Source organism: Ruminococcus sp. AF17-1AC, from assembly GCF_003461385.1.
GTDB lineage: Bacteria > Bacillota > Clostridia > Oscillospirales > Ruminococcaceae > Hominimerdicola > Hominimerdicola aceti.
This window is the reverse complement of the sequence record NZ_QTWZ01000004.1, coordinates 48,127-67,796: the sequence shown is the minus strand read 5'-3', so window position 1 is coordinate 67,796 and position 19,670 is coordinate 48,127. Positions and strand designations below refer to the sequence as shown.

Below are 19,670 nucleotides of genomic sequence, written 5' to 3'. Positions count from 1 at the left end.
AGTTATTGACAAAATGCTGAGCTTGTGATAAAATCAAAGTATATTAAAATAGTATATTTAGAAAAAAATACAACGGAGGTAATAAAAATGGCAGACACAAAAATTTCAGACTCAGTTATTTATATTGGTGCAGACGATCATGACATTGACCTTTTTGAGAGCCAATATGTTGTGCCAAACGGCGTTTCGTACAACTCTTATGTTATCATTGACGAGAAGATAGCGGTAATGGACACTGCTGACCCTAGGGTAACTGACGTTTGGTTTGACAATCTTGAAAAGGCTTTGGGCGGCAGAAAGCCTGATTATCTTGTTGTTCAGCACATGGAGCCTGACCATGCAGGAAACATCAAAAAGCTTGCTGAGAAATATCCTGAAATGAAGATAGTAGGAAACGCAAAGACGTTCCCTATGATGAAGCAGTTTTTCACCATTGACGGACTTGACGATAGGTCTGTTGTGGTAAAAGAGGGGGACACGCTTTCACTTGGAAACCACACACTTCAGTTCGTAATGGCGCCTATGGTACACTGGCCTGAGGTAATGGTGACATACGAGCAGAGCGAAAAGCTTTTGTTCTCTGCTGACGGTTTCGGAAAGTTCGGCGCACTTGATGTTGAGGAGGACTGGGCTTGCGAGGCTAGAAGATACTATTTCAACATTGTGGGCAAATACGGTGCACAGGTGCAGGCACTGCTGAAAAAGGCGTCGGCACTGGACATAAAGATGATACTTCCTTTACATGGTCCTATACTCAAAGAAGATCTTGGTTACTATCTTGGACTTTACAACACATGGTCAAGCTATCAGCCTGAAAGCAAGGGCGTATTCGTAGCGTATGCTTCAATACACGGAAACACTGCAAAGGCGGCTGAGAAGCTTGGTGAGATGCTGAAAGAAAAGGGTGCTGAGAAGGTAGTTATCAGCGATCTTTCAAGAAGCGACATGGCAGAAAATATCGAGGACGCTTTCAGATATGACAGGATCGTACTTATGGCAAGCAGTTATGACGGCGGTGTGTTCCCTGTTATGGAGGACTTCCTTATGCACCTTAAGTCAAAGAACTATCAGAACAGAAAGATAGGTCTTGTAGAGAACGGTTCATGGGCTCCGACTGCGGCAAGAGTTATGAAGGGCTATGTGGAAAACTTCAAGAATGTTACCATTGCTGAGCCTGTTGTGACTATACGCTCTACGCTTAATGAGGCTTCGGAAAAGGCTTTGGACGATCTTGCTGAGGTCATGGCTAAGGGTGAATAAATTTCGCTCAGTCAGATAAATCAGGCAAAAAAAATGCGGGCGACCAGAGGTCGCCCCTACAGATATGAAAAAAGGCAGGATGTTTTGTCCTGCCTTTTGTGTTATATCACATTGCCGTCTGTGGTGATTATTCTTACTGCCACGGGGATATTTTTGCCGCTGTCGGTGACTGCTTTTCTTACTGCGTGTTCTATTCCGCCACAGCATGGAACTTCCATTCGGGCTACTGTTATGCTGCGAATATTGTTTCTTTTCACTATCTCGCCAAGCTTTTCGGAATAGTCTGTGGCGTCAAGCTTCGGACAGCCTATGACGGTTATTTTGCCTGTCATAAAGTCAGAATGGAAGCTTCCGCAGGCATAGGCTGTGCAATCCGCAGCGACAAGCAGGTCTGCGCCGTCAAAGTATGGTGCGTTCACAGGTACAAGCTTTATTTGCACAGGCCACTGCATAAGCTGTGACGGAGTTTTTGCTGACGGGGTATCTACCGGAGCCGGCTTTTTGGCAAAGGTTTTCATCATTGAGCCTGGACAGCCATGGAAAACAGGCTTGCCAAGGCGTTTTTTGTTTTCTTCCACTGCCTTTTCGTCATAGGCGGCAGCTTCACGCTCAACAAAGGATATGGCGTTCGTTGGGCAGGCTGGAAGACAATCTCCAAGGCCATCGCAATAATCGTCACGCATAAGCTTTGCTTTGCCGTCCACCATGCCTATTGCGCCTTCGTGGCAGGCTTTAGCACAAGCTCCGCAGCCGTTGCACTTTTCCTCGTCTATTTGTATTACTCGTCTTATCATATGGTTACCTCCGTATTTTTATTGATATCTTTCGTTTCGGCATAAAGCTCTTGACTTTATGCTATGATTATAATATAATCTTATCACAAAGTCTGTTGTAATTACAACAAAAGCATAAAATTATTTCGTAAAAATGAGGAAGATAAAATGGATAATAAATACATCAAGATAATAAAAGGCACTCCCCTTTTCCAAGGCATGAGCGACGAGGAGATAGCTCAGTTTCTCAGACCTGACGGCAGTGGCATAAAAAGCTTTCGCAAGGAAAGCTATATTTTTCACGCAGGAGACAAGACCGCTTATTTCGGCATACTTCTGGAGGGCAAGGCGCTTATCGAACGTGACGAGCTTTGGGGCGGCAGGAGCATAATAGCTCCTTTAGAGGCAGGACAGCTTTTCGGAGAGGTCTATGCCTGCACAGGTGAACCGCTTGGGGTGAGCGTATGTGCAAAGGAGCAATGCACAGTGCTGTTTTTATCCCCTGAGTCTATTATAAAGGAAAGTTCGACGCTGACGGCTAGGCTTCTAAAGATAACGGCTATGAAAAATCTCAGACTCAACGAAAAGATACAAGTGATAACCCCCAGGACTATCAGAGAGCGTGTTATGGCTTATCTTTCTTCGCTTGCAAAGAAAAGCGGATCGCACATTGTCACGACAAATTTCGACCGTCAACAGCTTGCAGATTTCCTCTGCGTTGACCGCAGTGCGCTGTCAACAGAGCTTGGAAAAATGCACCGTGAGGGGCTGATAGATCTCAAGGGTCGGGAGTTTATACTGCCTGAAAACTGCTCTCGTGGAACGTGATTTGTTAATTTATATGTAAATAATAAGTCATTTAACCATATTCATTTTTTTTTGCTCTTTTAAAGAAAAATTGCATATTTTATATTGACACAACCTGCTTTGTGTTGTATAATATATATAGTGCCGCCGTGACAGTTCATAATTACTTAAACGTTTATTGTGGGAATGTATTTATTTACAAAAGGTCACGGTATCGGGAAATTGATTGAAAGGATTGATTGCTTTGGCAAAGAAGAATGAAAGCATAAGCGACAAGATCGTTCGTTTGTATAAGGAGGGCTACTCTATTCCTGAGATAGCAAAAGAAATGGAGATGCCTAAGGATAATGTTCCGAGAATACTTGAAAAGCACTTCCCTGACTATGCAAGCTTTGAACAGCCTGTAAGAGAGGGTGCTGATGAAAATGGCAACGGAAAAAAGAGCGTTTTCAATATGTCTGTAAGCGAGCTTTTCGGAAAGAAGAACAAAAAGCAGGAGAATGTTGAGCCTGCAAAGGTAACTGTAAATCTGGCTATGGACGATGACGGATTTGTTGATCACAGTGTTGCGGCTATCGCCTCAATGCTTCAGAAAGGCAGAAGCGTAAACGATATCGCAGGATTCTTTAATAAAGATCCTGAGGATATCAAGGCTGTTCAGGGCTGCATGGACGAGCATTTCAAAAGAATGAATACATACAAGGGTCCAAAGGTAGAGCCTGCGTCTGAGCTTAAGGAAGAGCCTGCTCAGAACATAACTGATCCGCTGGCGGCAAGCCTTGCAAGCGGTATTGCCAAGAGAAAGAGCAATATGTATGCAACAGGCATCGAAACACCTGCAAAGGCTGAACCTGCTTCCGCTCCTGTTCCTCCTGAGGACAATAGCGTTCACCTTGTTACTCCTGAGGCTCTCAAAGAGGCTGAGGAAAAAGCTAAGGCAGAGGAAAATGCAAAGGCTGAAGCTGCTGTGGCTGAGGAAGTTCCTACAATGGACGAGGTCGAGATGCCGTCAATCGAGCCTATAAGCCTTGATGACACAATGGTGGTTTCACCTGCCCCTGAGTCTACTATGCCGTCTATAGAAGACGAGATAGCTGAAAAGAAAGCTGCGGAAGCTGAAAATACAAATAATAATGAGGAGGGCGAGAATATGGGTATGAGTCCAATGGAAAAAATGCGTATGTTTGCGCAGGAGCAGATCGAGCTGAACAACAAGAAGATCGACGAGCTTAAGGCAAGCATTGCTGAAACTGAGGCAAAGTCTTTGGATCTCGGTAAGCAGGCAAGCGATATCTACGAGGAGATCGTTAAGCTTCAGGAAAAGGCTAAGGCACTCAACGCCGAGAAGGAGCAGGTTGATATTCAGATCAGCCAGGTAAACGCTGAGATCGAAGGCATTAGAAAAGAAAACAACGAATTCAAGAGCTATATGTAATAGCGTCTTATTCAAATCATATAAGGCAGGAGGCTTCGGTTTCCTGCCTTTTTTATTTGCGAGGAATGAAGTGGAAAATAGCACAGATGATAAACGAAAGAAGCAGGACGTCGTCCCCTACAGGTGGTGGCAGGCTGATGTTTTTTTGATTAAAGTCAAACTTTTTCACCTGAAAGTATTGAAAAATAACGGCAAATATGATACAATGCTTTTATAAACCTTGAAAGGATATTTTATATGAGCAATATACTTATTCTGGCATTCCTGTTCTTTGCAGGGTGTCTGATAGGCTGGGGGATAGAAGTTATTTTCAGACGATTTGAGCCTAGCAACAAAGCAAGAAAATGGATAAACCCCGGCTTTCTTATTGGTCCTTATCTGCCTTTATACGGCTTTGGGCTTTGCACCCTTTATCTGCTGGCAGGACTTGAAAAATTTATACACACTGACAACACGGCTTTGCAGAAGTTTATACTTTTTTTGCTTATGGCTATTGCAATGACAGTGATAGAGCTTATTGCAGGCGAGATATTCATTGTGAAAATGCACGTCAAGCTGTGGGACTACACTGGAAACAAATTCAACTATAAAGGCATAATATGTCCGTTGTATTCGCTCATATGGGCGGCACTGGGTGCGGTCTATTATTTTTTTATACACCCATACATTCTTGACGCACTCAACTGGCTTGCAAATAATTTGGCGTTCTCGTTCTTTATTGGATTTTTCTATGGCGTTTTTGCTATCGATCTGTTCTATTCCCTGAAGCTGGCAGAGAAGATAAAAACGTTTGCGGAAGAGAACGATATGGTCATCAGATACGAGGAGTTCAAACGGCACATCAGGGAAAGTTCAGAGGAGAGAAAAGAGAAATACAGATTTATGCTTTCCATGGGCTCAGGTGCAAGGCTTGGCGAGCATTTGAAAAAATATCGTGACAAACAGCGTGAGGAGCAACGTGGACACAGGCTCAATGACTTTATATCAAAAATAAAAAAGTCGGATACATGAAAATTAACAAAATAACCATTGACAAAACATCAGCATGGTGATATACTGATTTCATATGTAAAAAGCGTTGACGAAGACAGTAGGCTTTATGCGAAAATCTCAGCGAGCCGCCGACAGTGAGAGGGCGGTATGATTAGCTTCAGGCTGAATATCACTTCCGAGTTGCAGGCTGAAAATCAGTATGATAAGTAAGCTTCGCCGCTTTTCCTGCGTTAAAGGGAACGCATATGTCAGTATGCTGAAAAGGTGGTTTGCGAATGGCTTTACGGCTTTCGTCCTGTTTCAGGGCGGAAGCCTTTTTTATTGCATTTTATCTTTATGCGTAACTGATCGTTTATTACAAAATCAGAAAGGATTGATCTTCGTGTACAAAAAGGTTGACACCAATCTGAACTTCGTTCAGAGAGAAAAAGAAGTGGAAAAGTTCTGGGACGATAACAATATCTTTGAAAAAAGTATTGACAGCCGTAAAAAGGGCGAGTCCTATGTTTTCTATGACGGACCTCCAACGGCTAACGGCAAGCCGCATATCGGTCACGTTCTCACTCGTGCTATCAAGGATATGATACCAAGATACCGTGCTATGAAAGGCTATCAGGTTCCTCGTAAGGCTGGCTGGGACACACATGGTCTGCCTGTTGAGCTTGAAGTAGAGAAAATGCTGGGGCTTGACGGCAAGGAGCAGATCGAGGAATATGGTCTTGAGCCGTTTATCAAGAAGTGTAAAGAGTCTGTATGGAAATACAAGGGTATGTGGGAGGACTTCTCAGGCACTGTTGGCTTCTGGGCTGACATGGAACACCCTTATGTTACCTATGACAACAACTTTATCGAGTCTGAATGGTGGGCTTTGAAACAGATATACGAAAAGGGCTTGCTTTACAAGGGCTTCAAGATAGTTCCTTACTGTCCACGCTGCGGCACACCGCTTTCTTCTCACGAAGTTGCTCAGGGCTACAAGACAGTTAAAGAGCGTTCTGCTATCGTTCGTTTCAAGCTTGTTGGCAAGGACGAATACTTCCTTGCATGGACAACAACTCCTTGGACGCTCCCTTCAAACGTTGCCCTTTGCGTAAACCCAGATGAAACTTACTGCAAGGTAGAGGCCGCTGACGGCTACACTTATATTCTTGCGGAGGCGCTTCTTGACACTGTTCTCGGCAAGCTTGCAACTGAGGACAAGCCTGCATACAAGGTACTTGAAACTTACAAGGGCAAGGATCTTGAATATATTGAATACGAGCCGCTTTATGAGTGCGCAGGCGAAAGCGCAAAGAAGCAGGGCAAAAAGGGTCACTTTGTTACCTGTGACAGCTATGTAACTATGTCAGACGGTACAGGTATCGTTCATATTGCGCCTGCTTTCGGTGAGGACGACTCTAAAGTCGGAAAAAAGTATGATCTGCCTTTCGTTCAGTTCGTTGACGGCAAGGGCGACATGACTGCTGAAACTCCATATGCCGGAATGTTCGTAAAGGACGCTGACCCTGAGGTACTCAAAGACCTTGACAAGTCAGGCAAGCTTTTTGCCGCTCCTAAGTTCGAGCATGATTATCCGCACTGCTGGAGATGCGGCTCACCTCTTATCTACTATGCAAGAGATACTTGGTTCATCAAAATGACAGATGTCAAGGACAGACTTATCGCAAACAATGACACTATCAACTGGATCCCTGAGAGCATTGGTAAGGGACGTTTCGGCGACTGGCTGAAAAACGTTCAGGATTGGGGCATTTCAAGGAACAGATATTGGGGTACTCCGCTGAACATTTGGGAGTGCGAGTGCGGTCACAGACATTCTATCGGCTCTATCGAGGAGCTGAAGTCAATGTCAGACAACTGCCCTGATGATATCGAGCTTCACAGACCATACATTGACAATGTAACTATCAAATGCCCTGAGTGCGGAAAACAGATGCACCGTGTATCAGAGGTAATAGACTGCTGGTTCGATTCAGGTTCTATGCCTTTCGCTCAGCATCATTATCCATTTGAGAACAAGGAGCTTTTCGAGTCACAGTTCCCTGCTGACTTTATTTCAGAAGCTGTTGACCAGACAAGAGGTTGGTTCTATTCACTCCTTGCTATCTCGACGCTTATTTTTGACAAAGCTCCATACAAGAACGTTATCGTACTTGGACTTGTTCAGGACGAGAACGGTCAGAAGATGTCAAAGTCAAAGGGCAACGCTGTTGACCCATTCGAGGCACTGGCTAAATACGGTGCAGACGCTATCAGGTGGTATTTCTACACCAACTCTGCTCCATGGCTGCCTAACAAGTTCCATGACAAGGGCGTAACAGAGGGTCAGAGAAAGTTCATGGGCACGCTTTGGAACACATATGCGTTCTATGTGCTTTATGCTGAGATAGACCAGTTCGACCCTACAAAGCACAAGATAGAATATGACAAGCTTTCTGTAATGGACAAGTGGCTGCTTTCAAAGATGAACTCTATGATAAAGGCTGCTGACGATAACCTTAACAACTACAGGATACCTGAGGCTGCAAAGGCTATGCAGGAGTTTGTTGATGATCTTTCCAACTGGTATGTAAGAAGAGGCAGAGAAAGATACTGGGCACAGGGAATGTCACAGGACAAGATAAACGCTTACATGACTCTTTACACTGCTATCGTTACGCTCTGCAAGTGTGCAGCACCTATGGTGCCTTTCATCACTGAGGAAATATATCAGAATCTTGTTAGAAGCGTTGACAAGAACGCTCCTGAGAGTATCCACCTTTGCGATTATCCTGTTTGCGACGAGAACATGATAGACGAAAAGCTTGAAGCTGACATGGAGGAAGTTCTGGAGATAGTTGTTCTGGGACGTTCTGCAAGAAACGGTGCAAGCCTTAAAAACCGTCAGCCTTTGAGCGTGATGTACGTTGCAGCAGACCACCCACTTGACAGCTACTATATCGACATCATCAGAGATGAGCTTAACCTCAAGGACGTTCAGTTCTCAAATGATGTATCTGCATATATCGACTACAAGTTCAAGCCACAGCTCAAGACACTTGGACCAAAGTACGGCAAGCAGCTTGGTGAGATAAGAACTCAGCTTTCACAGCTTGACGGACACAAGGCTATGGGCGAACTGAACGAAACCGGCAGCCTGAAACTCACGCTTTCAAGTGGTGAGATATCACTTGACAAGGATGATGTTCTTATCGAGTCTGAGCAGAAAGAGGGCTTCTACACCCTTTCTGAAAACGGCGTAACTGTAGCTATCAACACTGTTCTCACTCCTGAGCTTATTGAAGAGGGCTTTGTAAGAGAAGTTATCAGCAAGGTTCAGACAATGAGAAAGGATTCAGGCTTTGAGGTAATGGATCACATCACTGTTTCTGTAAGCGGCAGCGAAAAGGTTATGGCTGTTGTTGACAAGAACAGAGAGGCTATTTCTCATGACGTTCTTGCAGACGATATCGTTCTTGGCGAAAATGTCGGCAACGAAAAGGATTGGGATATCAACGGCGAAAAGGTATCTATCGGCGTAAAGAAGAACTAATTCTGAGATATAAAAAATCAAGCAGGACAGCTTTCGGGCTGTCCTGATTTTTTTGTTTTGGGTTATAAGCCATGCACAGCTCTCCCTATATAAAACACAAAAAATGGCGAGGTGAAAGACCTCGCCATTGGTTTTTTTATATTACTTTCTTGCTTCCAGAGCGGAGATAGATTCCATTATCTTTGACATCTTCTCCTCTGCCTTTGCAAGCTTTGCCTTTTCGGCTTCGATAAGCTGTTCAGGGGCTTTTGCAAGGAAGCCCTGATTGCTGAGCTTCTTGCTAAGGAAGTCTATATCCTTCTGTGCATTCTTTCTGTCTTTATCAAGACGTGCAAGCTCCTTGTCAACGTCTATGATATCCGCAAGCGGAATGAAAAATCTTGCACTGTCTGTAACAGCGGCGGCGCAATCCTTTTCCTCACACTTATCTGTGATGATGACCTCAGATGCAGAAGCAAGTCTTTCAAAGAACATTACGCCCTGTGAGAATACTTCTGGCTGTGCAGTTTCAATATAAAGCTTTGCCTTTACAGACGGCGGAACGTTCATTTCACCACGGCAGTTTCTTATGCTCTTTATGCCTGCGATTATCTTCTCAAATGTTGCTTCTTCATCGGCAAATTCAAGCTTTTCGTCATATACAGGGTAATCCTGAACCATGATAGCTGTGCCGTCATTTACGAGAGCCTGCCAGATCTCCTCGGTGATATAAGGCATGAATGGGTGGAGCATTTTCAGCATTCCTTTCATTACCCACACGAGAACTGCCTGTGCGGTAGCCTCTGTTTCACCGCCTGCGGCTATTCTTGGCTTTGTAAGCTCGATATACCAATCGCAATAGATATCCCAGATAAAGTCATAAAGCTTTGAAACTGCTACGCCAAGCTCGAACTTATCAAGATTATCGTTTACTTCCTTTGCAAGAGTATTGAACTTTGATATTACCCACTTATCCTCAACATTAAGGTTTTCAGGGAGCTTATCAGCCTTGAAATCGTCAGGAAGATTCATCATGATAAATCTTGCGGCGTTCCATATCTTATTGGCAAAGTTTCTTGAGGATTTTACCTTATCCTCGATAAATCTCATATCGTTTCCAGGTGCGTTGCCTGTTGCGAGCATAAATCTCAGGGCATCTGCGCCGTACTGGTCGATGATAACAAGCGGGTCGATACCGTTGCCGAGAGATTTTGACATCTTTCTGCCCTGTGAATCTCTGACAAGACCATGGATAAGAACAGTATCAAAAGGCTTCTGCTTCATGTTCTCCATGCCTGCGACTATCATTCTCGATACCCAGAAAGGAATGATATCATAGCCTGTTACGAGAGTGTTTGTTGGATAAAAATACTCAAGCTCCTCTGTCTTGTCAGGCCAGCCGAGAGTTGAGAACGGCCACAGTGCTGATGAGAACCATGTATCGAGGGTATCAGGGTCCTGACGCATTTCCTTGCCGCACTTAGGACAGCAAGCATGGTCTTCCTTTGTTACCACAGTTTCACCGCAGTCGTCGCAATAAAATGCCGGTATCTGATGACCCCACCAAAGCTGACGTGAGATACACCAATCTCTGATATCGTTCATCCAGTTAAGGTAGTTCTTCTCAAATCTTTCAGGAACAAACTTGATAGAGCCGTCCTCAACAGCCTTTATTGCAGGCTTTGCAAGCTCGTCCATTTTAACGAACCACTGAAGTGATACTCTTGGCTCGACAGTTGTTCCGCAGCGGTAGCAAGTACCTACGTTATGCTCGTGGTCTTCAACATAAGCAAGGAAGCCGCCCTTTTCAAGATCTTCAACTATCTTCTTTCTTGCCTCGTATCTATCCATGCCTGCATACTCAGGATAATCGTCAACTATCTTTGCGTCCTCAGTAAGAACGTTGATAACAGGCAGGTTATGTCTTTTACCGACTTCAAAGTCGTTAGGGTCATGGGCTGGGGTTATCTTTACGACGCCTGTACCGAACTCCATATCAACATAGCTGTCGGCAACAACAGGTATCTCTCTGCCAACAAGCGGCAGTGTGAGTGTCTTACCTACGATATCCTTATATCTTTCGTCCTTTGGATTTACTGCAACGGCTGTATCGCCCAGGAGCGTTTCAGGACGTGTTGTAGCAAGCTCTACATATCCGCTTCCGTCTGTAAGAGGATATTTCAGATGCCAGAAGTGACCAGCCTGATCTTCATACTCAACCTCTGCGTTTGAGATAGATGTACGGCAATGCGGGCACCAGTTGATTATTCTTTCGCCTCTATAGATAAGCCCTTTATTATAGTAGTTTATGAAAACTTCCTTTACAGCCTTTGAACAGCCCTCGTCCATTGTGAAACGCTCTCTGTCCCAATCGCAGGAAGAGCCAAGCTTTTTGAGCTGCTCAACTATTCTGCCGCCGTATTTCTTTTTCCAATCCCATGCTCTTTCAAGGAAACCGTCTCTGCCGATATCGTCCTTTGTAAGACCCTCTTTACGCATAGCTTCAACTATCTTTGCTTCTGTTGCGATAGAAGCGTGGTCTGTACCAGGTATCCACTCTGCGGCATATCCGCTCATTCTCTTCCAGCGGATAAGTATATCCTGCAAAGTTTCATCAAGGGCATGACCCATATGGAGCTGTCCTGTGATGTTCGGTGGTGGGATAACTATACAGTATGGCTCTTTCTTGGAATCAGGCTCAGCGTGGAAAAATCCGCCGTCAAGCCAATATTTGTAGATCTTATCTTCTACCTTATTAGGCTCATAAAGCTTTGAAAGCTCTTTTTTCATTATAAAACAATTCCTTTCGCAAATATTTTTCTATCACAGTATCGTGGCAAGACCAAGAGGTATTGCCTTTTTGCCGTCAGACTCGTGTCTTAGGCTGTCTGCGAAACGGAACTGTGAATTTCATTTGAAAGCTGAATTTGAGATCACACATTATATTCTTTCCTTTCCGCATGATATGGCATTACTGCACCTATTATAATATTATCTCACTTTTGCACCGAATTGTCAAGGGCTGATGACGGTATGGAACGAAAAAAGCAGAACAGCTTGAAACTGCTCTGCTGAGAGTGTTGAAAAAGACTTAAACAAGCGGGACGTCGAGGACGCCGTCCCCTACAACTTGCATAAAAACGAATTTACGCTTACAGCTTGAAATGAACGGGCATACCGTTTTTCATTGCTATTTTTACCTCGCCTTGGATAAGGGGCAGGAAGTATCTTACGGCTTCCGGTTTTACGTCATTGCCGTCCTCGCTTAACCACTGGGCAGGGAAGAATTTTTCTTTATTTGCAGCATCATGGGCGTCAACGCTGTCAACGGTCACAACATAAGGCACGTCGCTGATACGCTTGAATATCATCATTTTACCTGTTTTACCTGCAAGAGCCGCTCTTACGCCTGCTGAGCCTATCTCCTCGGCTTCGTCTATATCCGTCTTTGAACAGATATGAGAAGAACATCTCTGCATAACATTAAGCTCGATAGAACGGACTTTACAGCCGATATTCTCTTTAACGAGCTGTTCAAGGGTCTTTCCTATGCCTGAGAGATACTCATGGCCGAAATTATCCACAACTCTCGGCTTATTTTCCTCACCCTTAAGCTTTACGCCCTCTGAAACAGCGATGATAACGGCTTTATGCTTTGCCATTTGATTTCTTACGTCCTCCAGGAACTTTTCGGCGGTGAAGTTATTTTCAGGGAGATAGATAAGGTGAGGGGCTATCTCGTCATTTGCTCTGAGAACGCAGGTGGAAGCTGTGAGCCAGCCAGCGTGTCTGCCCATTATCTCAACGATAGTGACGGACTCGATAGAATAAACCGAGCTGTCACGGATTATCTCCTGAACCGTTGCGGCAACATACTTTGCGGCAGAGCCGAAGCCTGGTGTATGGTCTGTTACAGGCAGGTCGTTATCTATGGTCTTTGGTATGCCTATAACTCTTATCTTTGAATTTCTTGCCGCAAGATAATCGGAAAGCTTTGCCACGGTATCCATAGAATCGTTTCCTCCGATATAAAAGAAAGCTTCTATCCTATGCTTTTCAAGGCAATTCAAGATACGCTCATATGTTTCACCGCCCTCCTCAACATCAGGAAGTTTATAACGGCATGAGCCGAGAACTGTTGACGGGGTCTGTCTTAGAAGCTCCATATCCTCGTTTGTTTTTATAACAAGCTTAAGATCTATGAGCTGGTCGTTTATGATACCCTCGATACCATTGAGCGAACCGAAAACGGCGTCTATCTGTGGTGTTTTCACAGCCTGTTTGAAAACTCCCACCAATGAAGCGTTGATAGCGCAGGTAGGTCCTCCTGATTGTGCAACGGCAATATTCATTATCATCAATCTCCTTACAGCATACTGAGAATATTAAAATTCTCATATTTGTTATTATTATAGCATATTATATATACAAATAAAAGGGTTATGAAAATTTATTAACATATTTTTTCCCTTTGTAACAAAACAAGCCTTCAAGAAAACGTTATATCTATCCACTTTGATAATTTTCACATCTGTTACATAAAAACGCCTCCCGTTTTACACCATATTGTTATAAAGTAAATGTAAATCGTAACCGAATTTTAATTGACAGAACAGCTTATATTCTGTATAATTAAAGATGTGGACACGAAATGTGTCGAACTTTAGTCAATGAACCGAAAGGAAGAATATAAATAATGCCTGACAACAGAAACAATAAAGGCTACTATCGTCCTGAACAGAATCGCAGACCGCAGGGTCAGAACAGACCTCAGCAGCAGGAAAGCTCCACTTGGCTCACTCCTACTGTAAAGGGAATAATAGCGATACTGCTGACTGTACTTGTGGTAGCCATAGTAATAATGATATTTGCAAAAACTCTTTTTGTGAACACCAACACCACTCCGAAAAAGACCGGTACGATAACTTCTACGGAATACATTCCGCCAAAGACCACCACAACTTCAGAAAAGCCACAGGAAACATCTAAAAAGTCCAAAAAGACCACTGAGCCTGACGAAGATCCATATGACGGTGATAAGGATGACAACGGTGACGCTGTTGGTGATATCCAGTGCATAAGTGCAGTTTATCTCCACCCACAGCCTACATCGAGCAGTGAAAATCTTCTCACTATCCCATCGGGTGCGACCTGCAAATACTACCGCAACGAAAACGGCTGGTATTATGTTGAATATAATGGCACAAAGGGCTACGCATGGCAGACATTCTTCTCGACACCACCACAGTAATGTGTTTTACGATTTCTTAAATAACGCAGAAAGTGCAGCATGGAAATATGCTGCACTTTCTGTTTATATATGCAAAAAAAGCGGAGGTGTTGTCCTCCGCTTGATGTAGCTTATCATACAGATAGAACGTGTTAAATAGCGGGCGAACGCTGTTCGCCCCTACACACAAATGTTACAATTAGAGTTCTACCTTATAGTCCTCTGAGCCTACACCCTTTACAGTGTAGTAAGCAACGCCCTCTTCAGGCTTGATGTATACTGAAACTGTCTTTGGTGTTCTGTGACCCTTTGCCTTGTAGTCAGCCTTTGCAGCAGCCACTACAGCTTCAACATTTATCTCTACGCCTGCGAACTGAACGAATACCTCGTCCTTTATCTCAGCCTCAACTGCTTTCTTTACAGTTTCCTTCTTTGCCTTTGTTGCCTTTGCTGCGGTCTTTACTGCCTTTTCTGCCGTCTTGACAGCTTTCTTTGCTGTTTCCTTTACTGCTGCGCCTGTCTTTTCAGCGGCAGACTTTACCTCAGCCTTGACTTCCTTTACAGCTTCTTCTGCCTTCTTGTCAGCGGTGATCTTCTTTTCAGCCATTGTAAAACCTCTCCTTTAAAAGTGTTACTAATTACTTATCCACAGCCTCTTTAAGAGCCTTGCCTGCCTTGAATGCAGGAACTTTCTTTGCAGGAACATGGATAGGCTTCTTTGTTGCAGGATTGATAGAATCCTTAGCTGCACGATCTCTTACCTCAAATGCACCAAAACCTACGATAGATACCTTTTCGCCCTTTACAAGTGCCTCTGTGATAGTTTCTGTTACAGCCGCAAGTGCCTGCTCTGCTTCCTTTTTAGAATAGCCGCCCTTTTCTGCTATTGCGGATATCAGATCATTTTTTGTCATTTTGAATCTACCTCCGTTATAATTTTTTACATTGTTTTTATGCTGTTATTATAACGTATTTGACCCCTATTGTCAATTAATTTGCCCGATTTTGCGTGCTTTCTTGCAATCTTTGTAGCTTTACATAAAAAAGAGGCATAGTCACCGCTTGATTTTTGTACTTATTCACACGTTGGAAATAGTATTTATAATTTAGCCATAATTAACTTTCGGTCAGCGTCATTATTTTTTTATAAACGCCTATTTTTCGTGCTCTGTAAAAATCACCCACAAAATATTCTTACATATATTTCATTTTAAAGTTCATTAAATATTTACATTCTTTTATATATTCTCTCATGCAACATAATTCATTTTTTCAATCCGTATTTTTCATAAAAAGCCTCAACATCGCTGTCGCTTTTCACAAGCTCGGGATACATTATCTCACGAGTGTTGCGGTTATAAAAGCCGATAGTTTTCTCGCCTGTGCAGGTGCTTGACATTATTTTTATCTCCATTCCCCTGCACTCCTCAGGGACGGGCTTGACAGTTTTCTTTTTGAAAATTCCCACGGAAATTCCCCCTAATATTTTTTCAAACGTCTTATATAAGCGAAAGTGTAGTCCTCGCCTTTATCACGAAGCATTGTGAGCAGCTTCTCCAAAAGATCTGATGTTTCAGGGTGGATGGCTCTTGTCTTTTTTGCTCTTAAAAAGTACGCAAGGGGTGCACCGTCGTCGTATTTGTCTTTCATATATATCTTGCTTGCGGCAACTCTGTCGCAGAACATTTCTTTCACATATTTAAGGGGCATTTTCACAGGGGTCATCAACTTAGTCCGCAGGTCATAGTCCGTCCAATATTCAAAGTGATGCTTATTTCTTCCCTTGTGGTGCATCCAGCCGTAAGAAAATCCGTATTCTTCACGCTCTGCTTCATGGGGCGAACGTGTGCCTTGATAATATTTACAGCCCTTGAGAAACTCCTCCGGGGAATATTTTGAAAGGTCATGCCTCAGACCCTGCCACAAAATGCCTGCCTTATAGCAGTTTTTTATCACTCCGTGGCGATGTCTTGTAATGGTCTTGAAATGCTCCCATGCCTTTATCAAAACGCTCATCTCCTCTGCATTTCATCTTGTGACCTTATTATACTACTTTTGCTTTATTATTTCAACAGCCTGCGGTCATTTTCTGCTGCCGCAGATATCAAGCAGGGGACACTCGCTACAGCGTTCTCCCCTTGCCTTGCAGTATTCACGTCCGAACAGCACAAGGCGGTGACAGAAATCAGAGGATCTCTCAGGGGGAAGTATCTTTCTCAGATCCTCTTCCACCTTTGCAGGCTCTTTATTTTTTGTAAGCCCAAGTCTGCCGCATATCCTTATACAGTGGGTATCAGTTACCACCGCAGGCTTATGAAAAACATCTCCCATAACAAGATTTGCCGTCTTTCTGCCTATGCCTGCAAGGGTAGTGAGCTTTTCTATGGTATCAGGTATCTCACCGCCAAAGTTATCCATTATCTGTCTGCACATTGCTACGATAGAGCGAGCTTTTGTTTTATACAGACCGCAGGGGCGTATTATCTCCTCGATATCAGCAACATCTGCGTTAGCAAAATCCTCAATGGTCTTATATTTTGCAAAAAGCTCTTTCGTGACGATATTCACCCTTGCGTCTGTACACTGTGCAGAAAGCCTGCCTGCTATCATAAGCTCGTGGGGCTTTTTATAGTCAAGGGAGCATATACCCTCGGGGTAGACCTGCTCCAGCCTTTCCACTATCATTTGTGCACGTTCTTTCTTTGTCATCGGTACTGCTCCTTTGTTTATAAGTGCTTTATTACTTTATATTGTACACTTTTTTGCAGGATTCGTCAACCAAAATTTCATATCAGGGACGATATTCCAGTGGGTTTGTGCGTTATACCGGCATAAAAATGCGTTTTGTCATTTTTGCGGGCTGAAACAGCTTTGGTCACAGTGCAATGATTTGTCGACATTTCACGGAAATTTTACACGAATTATGAATTTATAATCGTGATTTTACTTCACATTTCAAAAAAAGCCTATGATTTTTATACAATTTCAATAAAATTATGAAATTTTGCATTTTACTACTTGCAAATTGCAAAATAGTGTGCTATAATAAGTAGGTGATGTGCGGAATGAGTAAAAAAGCCGTGCACAAATTATAATTTATAAGATGGGAGTTTTAATAATGGCTTTGAACAATGCGTATCTTGAAAGCGTTTATGAGAAGGTTGAGAAGAGAAATCCCGGCGAAAAGGAATTCCTCCAGGCAGTATATGAGGTACTGGAAAGCCTCATTCCTGTTGTAGAAAAAAGACCTGACCTTGTTGAGGCAGGTATAATCGACAGAATAGTTGAGCCAGAAAGACAGATCATTTTCCGTGTTCCTTGGGTAGATGACAATGGCAAGGTACAGGTAAACAGAGGTTTCAGAGTTCAGTTCAACTCTGCTATAGGACCATACAAGGGCGGTATCAGACTTCACCCTTCAGTATGTGCATCAGTAATCAAGTTCCTCGGCTTCGAGCAGATCTTCAAGAACAGCCTTACAGGTCTTCCTATCGGCGGCGGTAAGGGTGGTTCAGACTTCGATCCTAAGGGCAAGTCTGACGGAGAAGTTATGAGATTCTGCCAGAGCTTCATGACAGAGCTTTGCAAGCATATCGGTGCTGACACAGACGTTCCTGCCGGCGATATCGGTACAGGTGCAAGAGAGATCGGCTATATGTTCGGTCAGTACAAGAGAATCAGAAACGAGTTCACAGGCGTTCTTACAGGTAAGGGTCTTTCATACGGCGGATCACTTGCAAGAACAGAGGCTACTGGTTATGGTCTTTGCTACTACACATCTGAGATGATCAAGTGCATGAAGAACGAAACATTTGCAGGCAAGACAGTTGTTATCTCCGGTTCTGGTAACGTTGCTATCTACGCTACACAGAAGGCTACAGAGCTGGGTGGCAAGGTAGTTGCACTTTCTGACTCTAACGGTTATGTATACGATCCAAACGGCATCAATCTCGATGTTGTTAAGCAGATCAAGGAAGTTGAGAGAGGCAGAATCAAGGAGTATGTAAACAGAGTACAGGGTGCTGAGTACCACGAGGGCTGCAGCGGCATTTGGACTATCAAGTGCGACATCGCTCTCCCATGCGCTACACAGAACGAGATCAACGAAGAGTCAGCTAAGGCTCTCGTAGCTAACGGTGTATTTGCTGTTGCTGAGGGTGCTAATATGCCTTCAACTCCAGAGGCTATCGCTGTATTCCAGAATGCAGGCGTTCTCTTTGGACCAGCAAAGGCTGCTAACGCAGGCGGTGTTGCTACATCAGCTCTTGAGATGTCACAGAACAGCGAGAGACTTTCTTGGACATTCGAGGAAGTTGACGCTAAGCTCAAGAACATCATGACAAACATCTTCCACAACTCATACAATGCAGCTAAGGAGTACGGTCTTGAAGGCAACCTCGTTGCAGGTGCTAACATCGCAGGCTTCCTGAAGGTCGCTGACGCTATGAAGTGGCAGGGTATCGCTTACTAATAAGAGCGTAATATCAAAGCTATATACAAAACGGACGGTTTTTATGCCGTCCGTTTTTTTGTTATATTTCAAAGACGCATGGAATGTTCCCGCGGGTCTATTTCACCTGATTTTCTTTTATTATCCTGCCACGCTCAAAAGCACAAGCATTCTCAAGCGTTGTGCGGCTTATGGCGGCTAGGGCTTCTTCGGTGAAAAAGCCCTGATGAGAGGTGACGATAACGTTAGGAAAAGACAGAAGCCTTGCGGTCACGGAGCTTTCTAGGATATCCTCCTGTCGGTTTTCAAAGACGTTCTCTGTTTCTTCCTCATAAACATCAAGACCCACTCCGTGGAATTTTCTGCTTCTGATACCTTTTATAAGGTCTTCGGTATTCACAAGCGCACCTCGGGAGGTATTTACGAAAACAACATTCTCTTTCATAAGGGAGATAGTTTCAGTATTGATAAGATGATAGCTTGATTCTGTCAGGGGGCAATGGAGCGAGATAAGGTCGCTTTCTCTCAGGACTTCGCTAAGGGGATAATACTTCACGAAGTCAAGGTCAGGGTTCTGATAAACGTCATAAGCTATAACACGCATACCAAAGCCGTGGCATATCCTGCACATTGCCGCACCTATCCTGCCTGTGCCTATTATACCAGCAGTCTTGCCATGGAAATCAAGTCCCATAAGACCATTCAGGCTGAAATTGTTCTCTCTTACCTTTATATAGCCCTTGTGTATTCTTCTTGTTACTGCAAGCGCAAGCGCCATGGCGTGTTCTGCCACGGCTTCCGGAGAATACCCAGGCACTCTAAGCACTGTTATGCCGTATTTATCGGCGGCTTTTATATCAACATTATTATAGCCTGCACATCTCATAAGAAGAAGCTTTACACCGTGTTCATGGAGCCGTCTAAGCACTGAGCCTGTTATCGTTGAGCTTACAAAGGCGCACACTCCATCACAGCCCTCGGCAAGCCTTGCTGTGTCTTCCGTCAAATCGGCTTCAAGGTAAACGCTTTCTATATCGGGATAGTTTTTTCGCTGCTTTTCAAATGAATCTATATCATACTGCTTTGCGTCATAGAATATTATTTTCATAAAAACTCCTCCAAATTTTAAAGTATTTCATTTTACGCTTGTATTTTTTGCAGCTGTTTATAAAAATATACGGTTTTTGCCTTAATAAGATAAAATTATCAAA

General features: G+C 43.6%; 16 protein-coding genes. 7 read left to right on the top strand and 9 right to left on the bottom strand.

All coding sequences use genetic code 11. The features are described from left to right. The first annotated feature begins 87 nt into the window (after positions 1-87). Positions 88-1,260, top strand: a complete 1,173-nt coding sequence (locus tag DWW81_RS04125) for an FprA family A-type flavoprotein (RefSeq protein ID WP_117896797.1) — start codon at positions 88-90, stop codon at positions 1,258-1,260. 101 nt (positions 1,261-1,361) lie between these two features. Here the strand turns inward: DWW81_RS04125 and DWW81_RS04120 are convergent, their stop codons facing one another. Then, positions 1,362-2,054, bottom strand: coding sequence for a 4Fe-4S binding protein (locus DWW81_RS04120; protein WP_117896796.1), 693 nt, complete (start codon positions 2,052-2,054; stop codon positions 1,362-1,364). Positions 2,055-2,201: 147 nt separating this feature from the next. Between DWW81_RS04120 and DWW81_RS04115 the strand changes: the two genes are divergently transcribed. The 4 genes from DWW81_RS04115 (at position 2,202) to ileS (ending at position 8,800) form a co-directional block, all read left to right on the top strand. Next, positions 2,202-2,861 carry a Crp/Fnr family transcriptional regulator gene (locus DWW81_RS04115; protein WP_117896795.1) on the top strand — a complete coding sequence of 220 codons (660 nt, stop codon included), beginning with the start codon at positions 2,202-2,204 and terminating at the stop codon, positions 2,859-2,861. A 223-nt stretch (positions 2,862-3,084) separates the two neighbouring features. Continuing rightward, positions 3,085-4,275: a hypothetical protein gene (locus DWW81_RS04110; protein WP_117896794.1), complete on the top strand. Its 1,191-nt coding sequence runs from the start codon at positions 3,085-3,087 to the stop codon at positions 4,273-4,275. Positions 4,276-4,512: 237 nt separating this feature from the next. Then, on the top strand, positions 4,513-5,286 hold the full coding sequence (locus DWW81_RS04105; RefSeq protein ID WP_207722524.1) for a putative ABC transporter permease: 774 nt from the start codon (positions 4,513-4,515) through the stop codon (positions 5,284-5,286). Between the two features lie 364 nt (positions 5,287-5,650). After that, complete coding sequence (ileS, locus tag DWW81_RS04100; protein WP_117896793.1) at positions 5,651-8,800, top strand: isoleucine--tRNA ligase; 3,150 nt, start codon at positions 5,651-5,653, stop codon at positions 8,798-8,800. 141 nt (positions 8,801-8,941) lie between these two features. On the opposite strand, the gene DWW81_RS04095 is transcribed toward ileS, so the two are convergent. Together DWW81_RS04095 and DWW81_RS04090 are read right to left on the bottom strand one after the other, a co-directional pair. Beyond that, positions 8,942-11,569, bottom strand: coding sequence for a valine--tRNA ligase (locus tag DWW81_RS04095; protein WP_022286824.1), 2,628 nt, complete (start codon positions 11,567-11,569; stop codon positions 8,942-8,944). A 362-nt stretch (positions 11,570-11,931) separates the two neighbouring features. Further along, positions 11,932-13,131, bottom strand: coding sequence for a 6-phosphofructokinase (locus DWW81_RS04090; protein WP_117896792.1), 1,200 nt, complete (start codon positions 13,129-13,131; stop codon positions 11,932-11,934). Between the two features lie 344 nt (positions 13,132-13,475). Here DWW81_RS04090 and DWW81_RS04085 point away from each other — a divergent pair, with 344 nt between their 5' ends. Next, positions 13,476-14,030, top strand: a complete 555-nt coding sequence (locus DWW81_RS04085; protein WP_046440966.1) for an SH3 domain-containing protein — start codon at positions 13,476-13,478, stop codon at positions 14,028-14,030. A gap of 178 nt (positions 14,031-14,208) precedes the next feature. On the opposite strand, the gene DWW81_RS13095 is transcribed toward DWW81_RS04085, so the two are convergent. The 5 genes from DWW81_RS13095 to nth all read right to left on the bottom strand — a co-directional run bounded on the left by DWW81_RS13095 (position 14,209) and on the right by nth (position 16,718). Continuing rightward, positions 14,209-14,616 (bottom strand): DUF6465 family protein, encoded by a 408-nt coding sequence (locus DWW81_RS13095; RefSeq protein ID WP_046440964.1) that lies wholly within the window; start codon positions 14,614-14,616, stop codon positions 14,209-14,211. Between the two features lie 31 nt (positions 14,617-14,647). Next, on the bottom strand, positions 14,648-14,923 hold the full coding sequence (locus tag DWW81_RS04080; RefSeq protein ID WP_022286828.1) for an HU family DNA-binding protein: 276 nt from the start codon (positions 14,921-14,923) through the stop codon (positions 14,648-14,650). A 350-nt stretch (positions 14,924-15,273) separates the two neighbouring features. Further along, complete coding sequence (locus DWW81_RS04075; protein WP_038670658.1) at positions 15,274-15,477, bottom strand: hypothetical protein; 204 nt, start codon at positions 15,475-15,477, stop codon at positions 15,274-15,276. Between the two features lie 11 nt (positions 15,478-15,488). Further along, on the bottom strand, positions 15,489-16,025 hold the full coding sequence (locus DWW81_RS04070) for a DUF5662 family protein (protein ID WP_038670656.1): 537 nt from the start codon (positions 16,023-16,025) through the stop codon (positions 15,489-15,491). 66 nt (positions 16,026-16,091) lie between these two features. Then, positions 16,092-16,718 (bottom strand): endonuclease III, encoded by a 627-nt coding sequence (gene nth / locus DWW81_RS04065; protein ID WP_117857484.1) that lies wholly within the window; start codon positions 16,716-16,718, stop codon positions 16,092-16,094. Between the two features lie 409 nt (positions 16,719-17,127). Here nth and gdhA point away from each other — a divergent pair, with 409 nt between their 5' ends. Beyond that, positions 17,128-18,480, top strand: a complete 1,353-nt coding sequence (gdhA, locus tag DWW81_RS04060; protein WP_117896791.1) for an NADP-specific glutamate dehydrogenase — start codon at positions 17,128-17,130, stop codon at positions 18,478-18,480. A 97-nt stretch (positions 18,481-18,577) separates the two neighbouring features. On the opposite strand, the gene DWW81_RS04055 is transcribed toward gdhA, so the two are convergent. Further along, the gene (locus DWW81_RS04055) at positions 18,578-19,567 is read right to left on the bottom strand and encodes a 2-hydroxyacid dehydrogenase (RefSeq protein ID WP_117896790.1); all 990 of its coding nucleotides are present in this window, start codon (positions 19,565-19,567) and stop codon (positions 18,578-18,580) included. Positions 19,568-19,670: the final 103 nt, after the last annotated feature.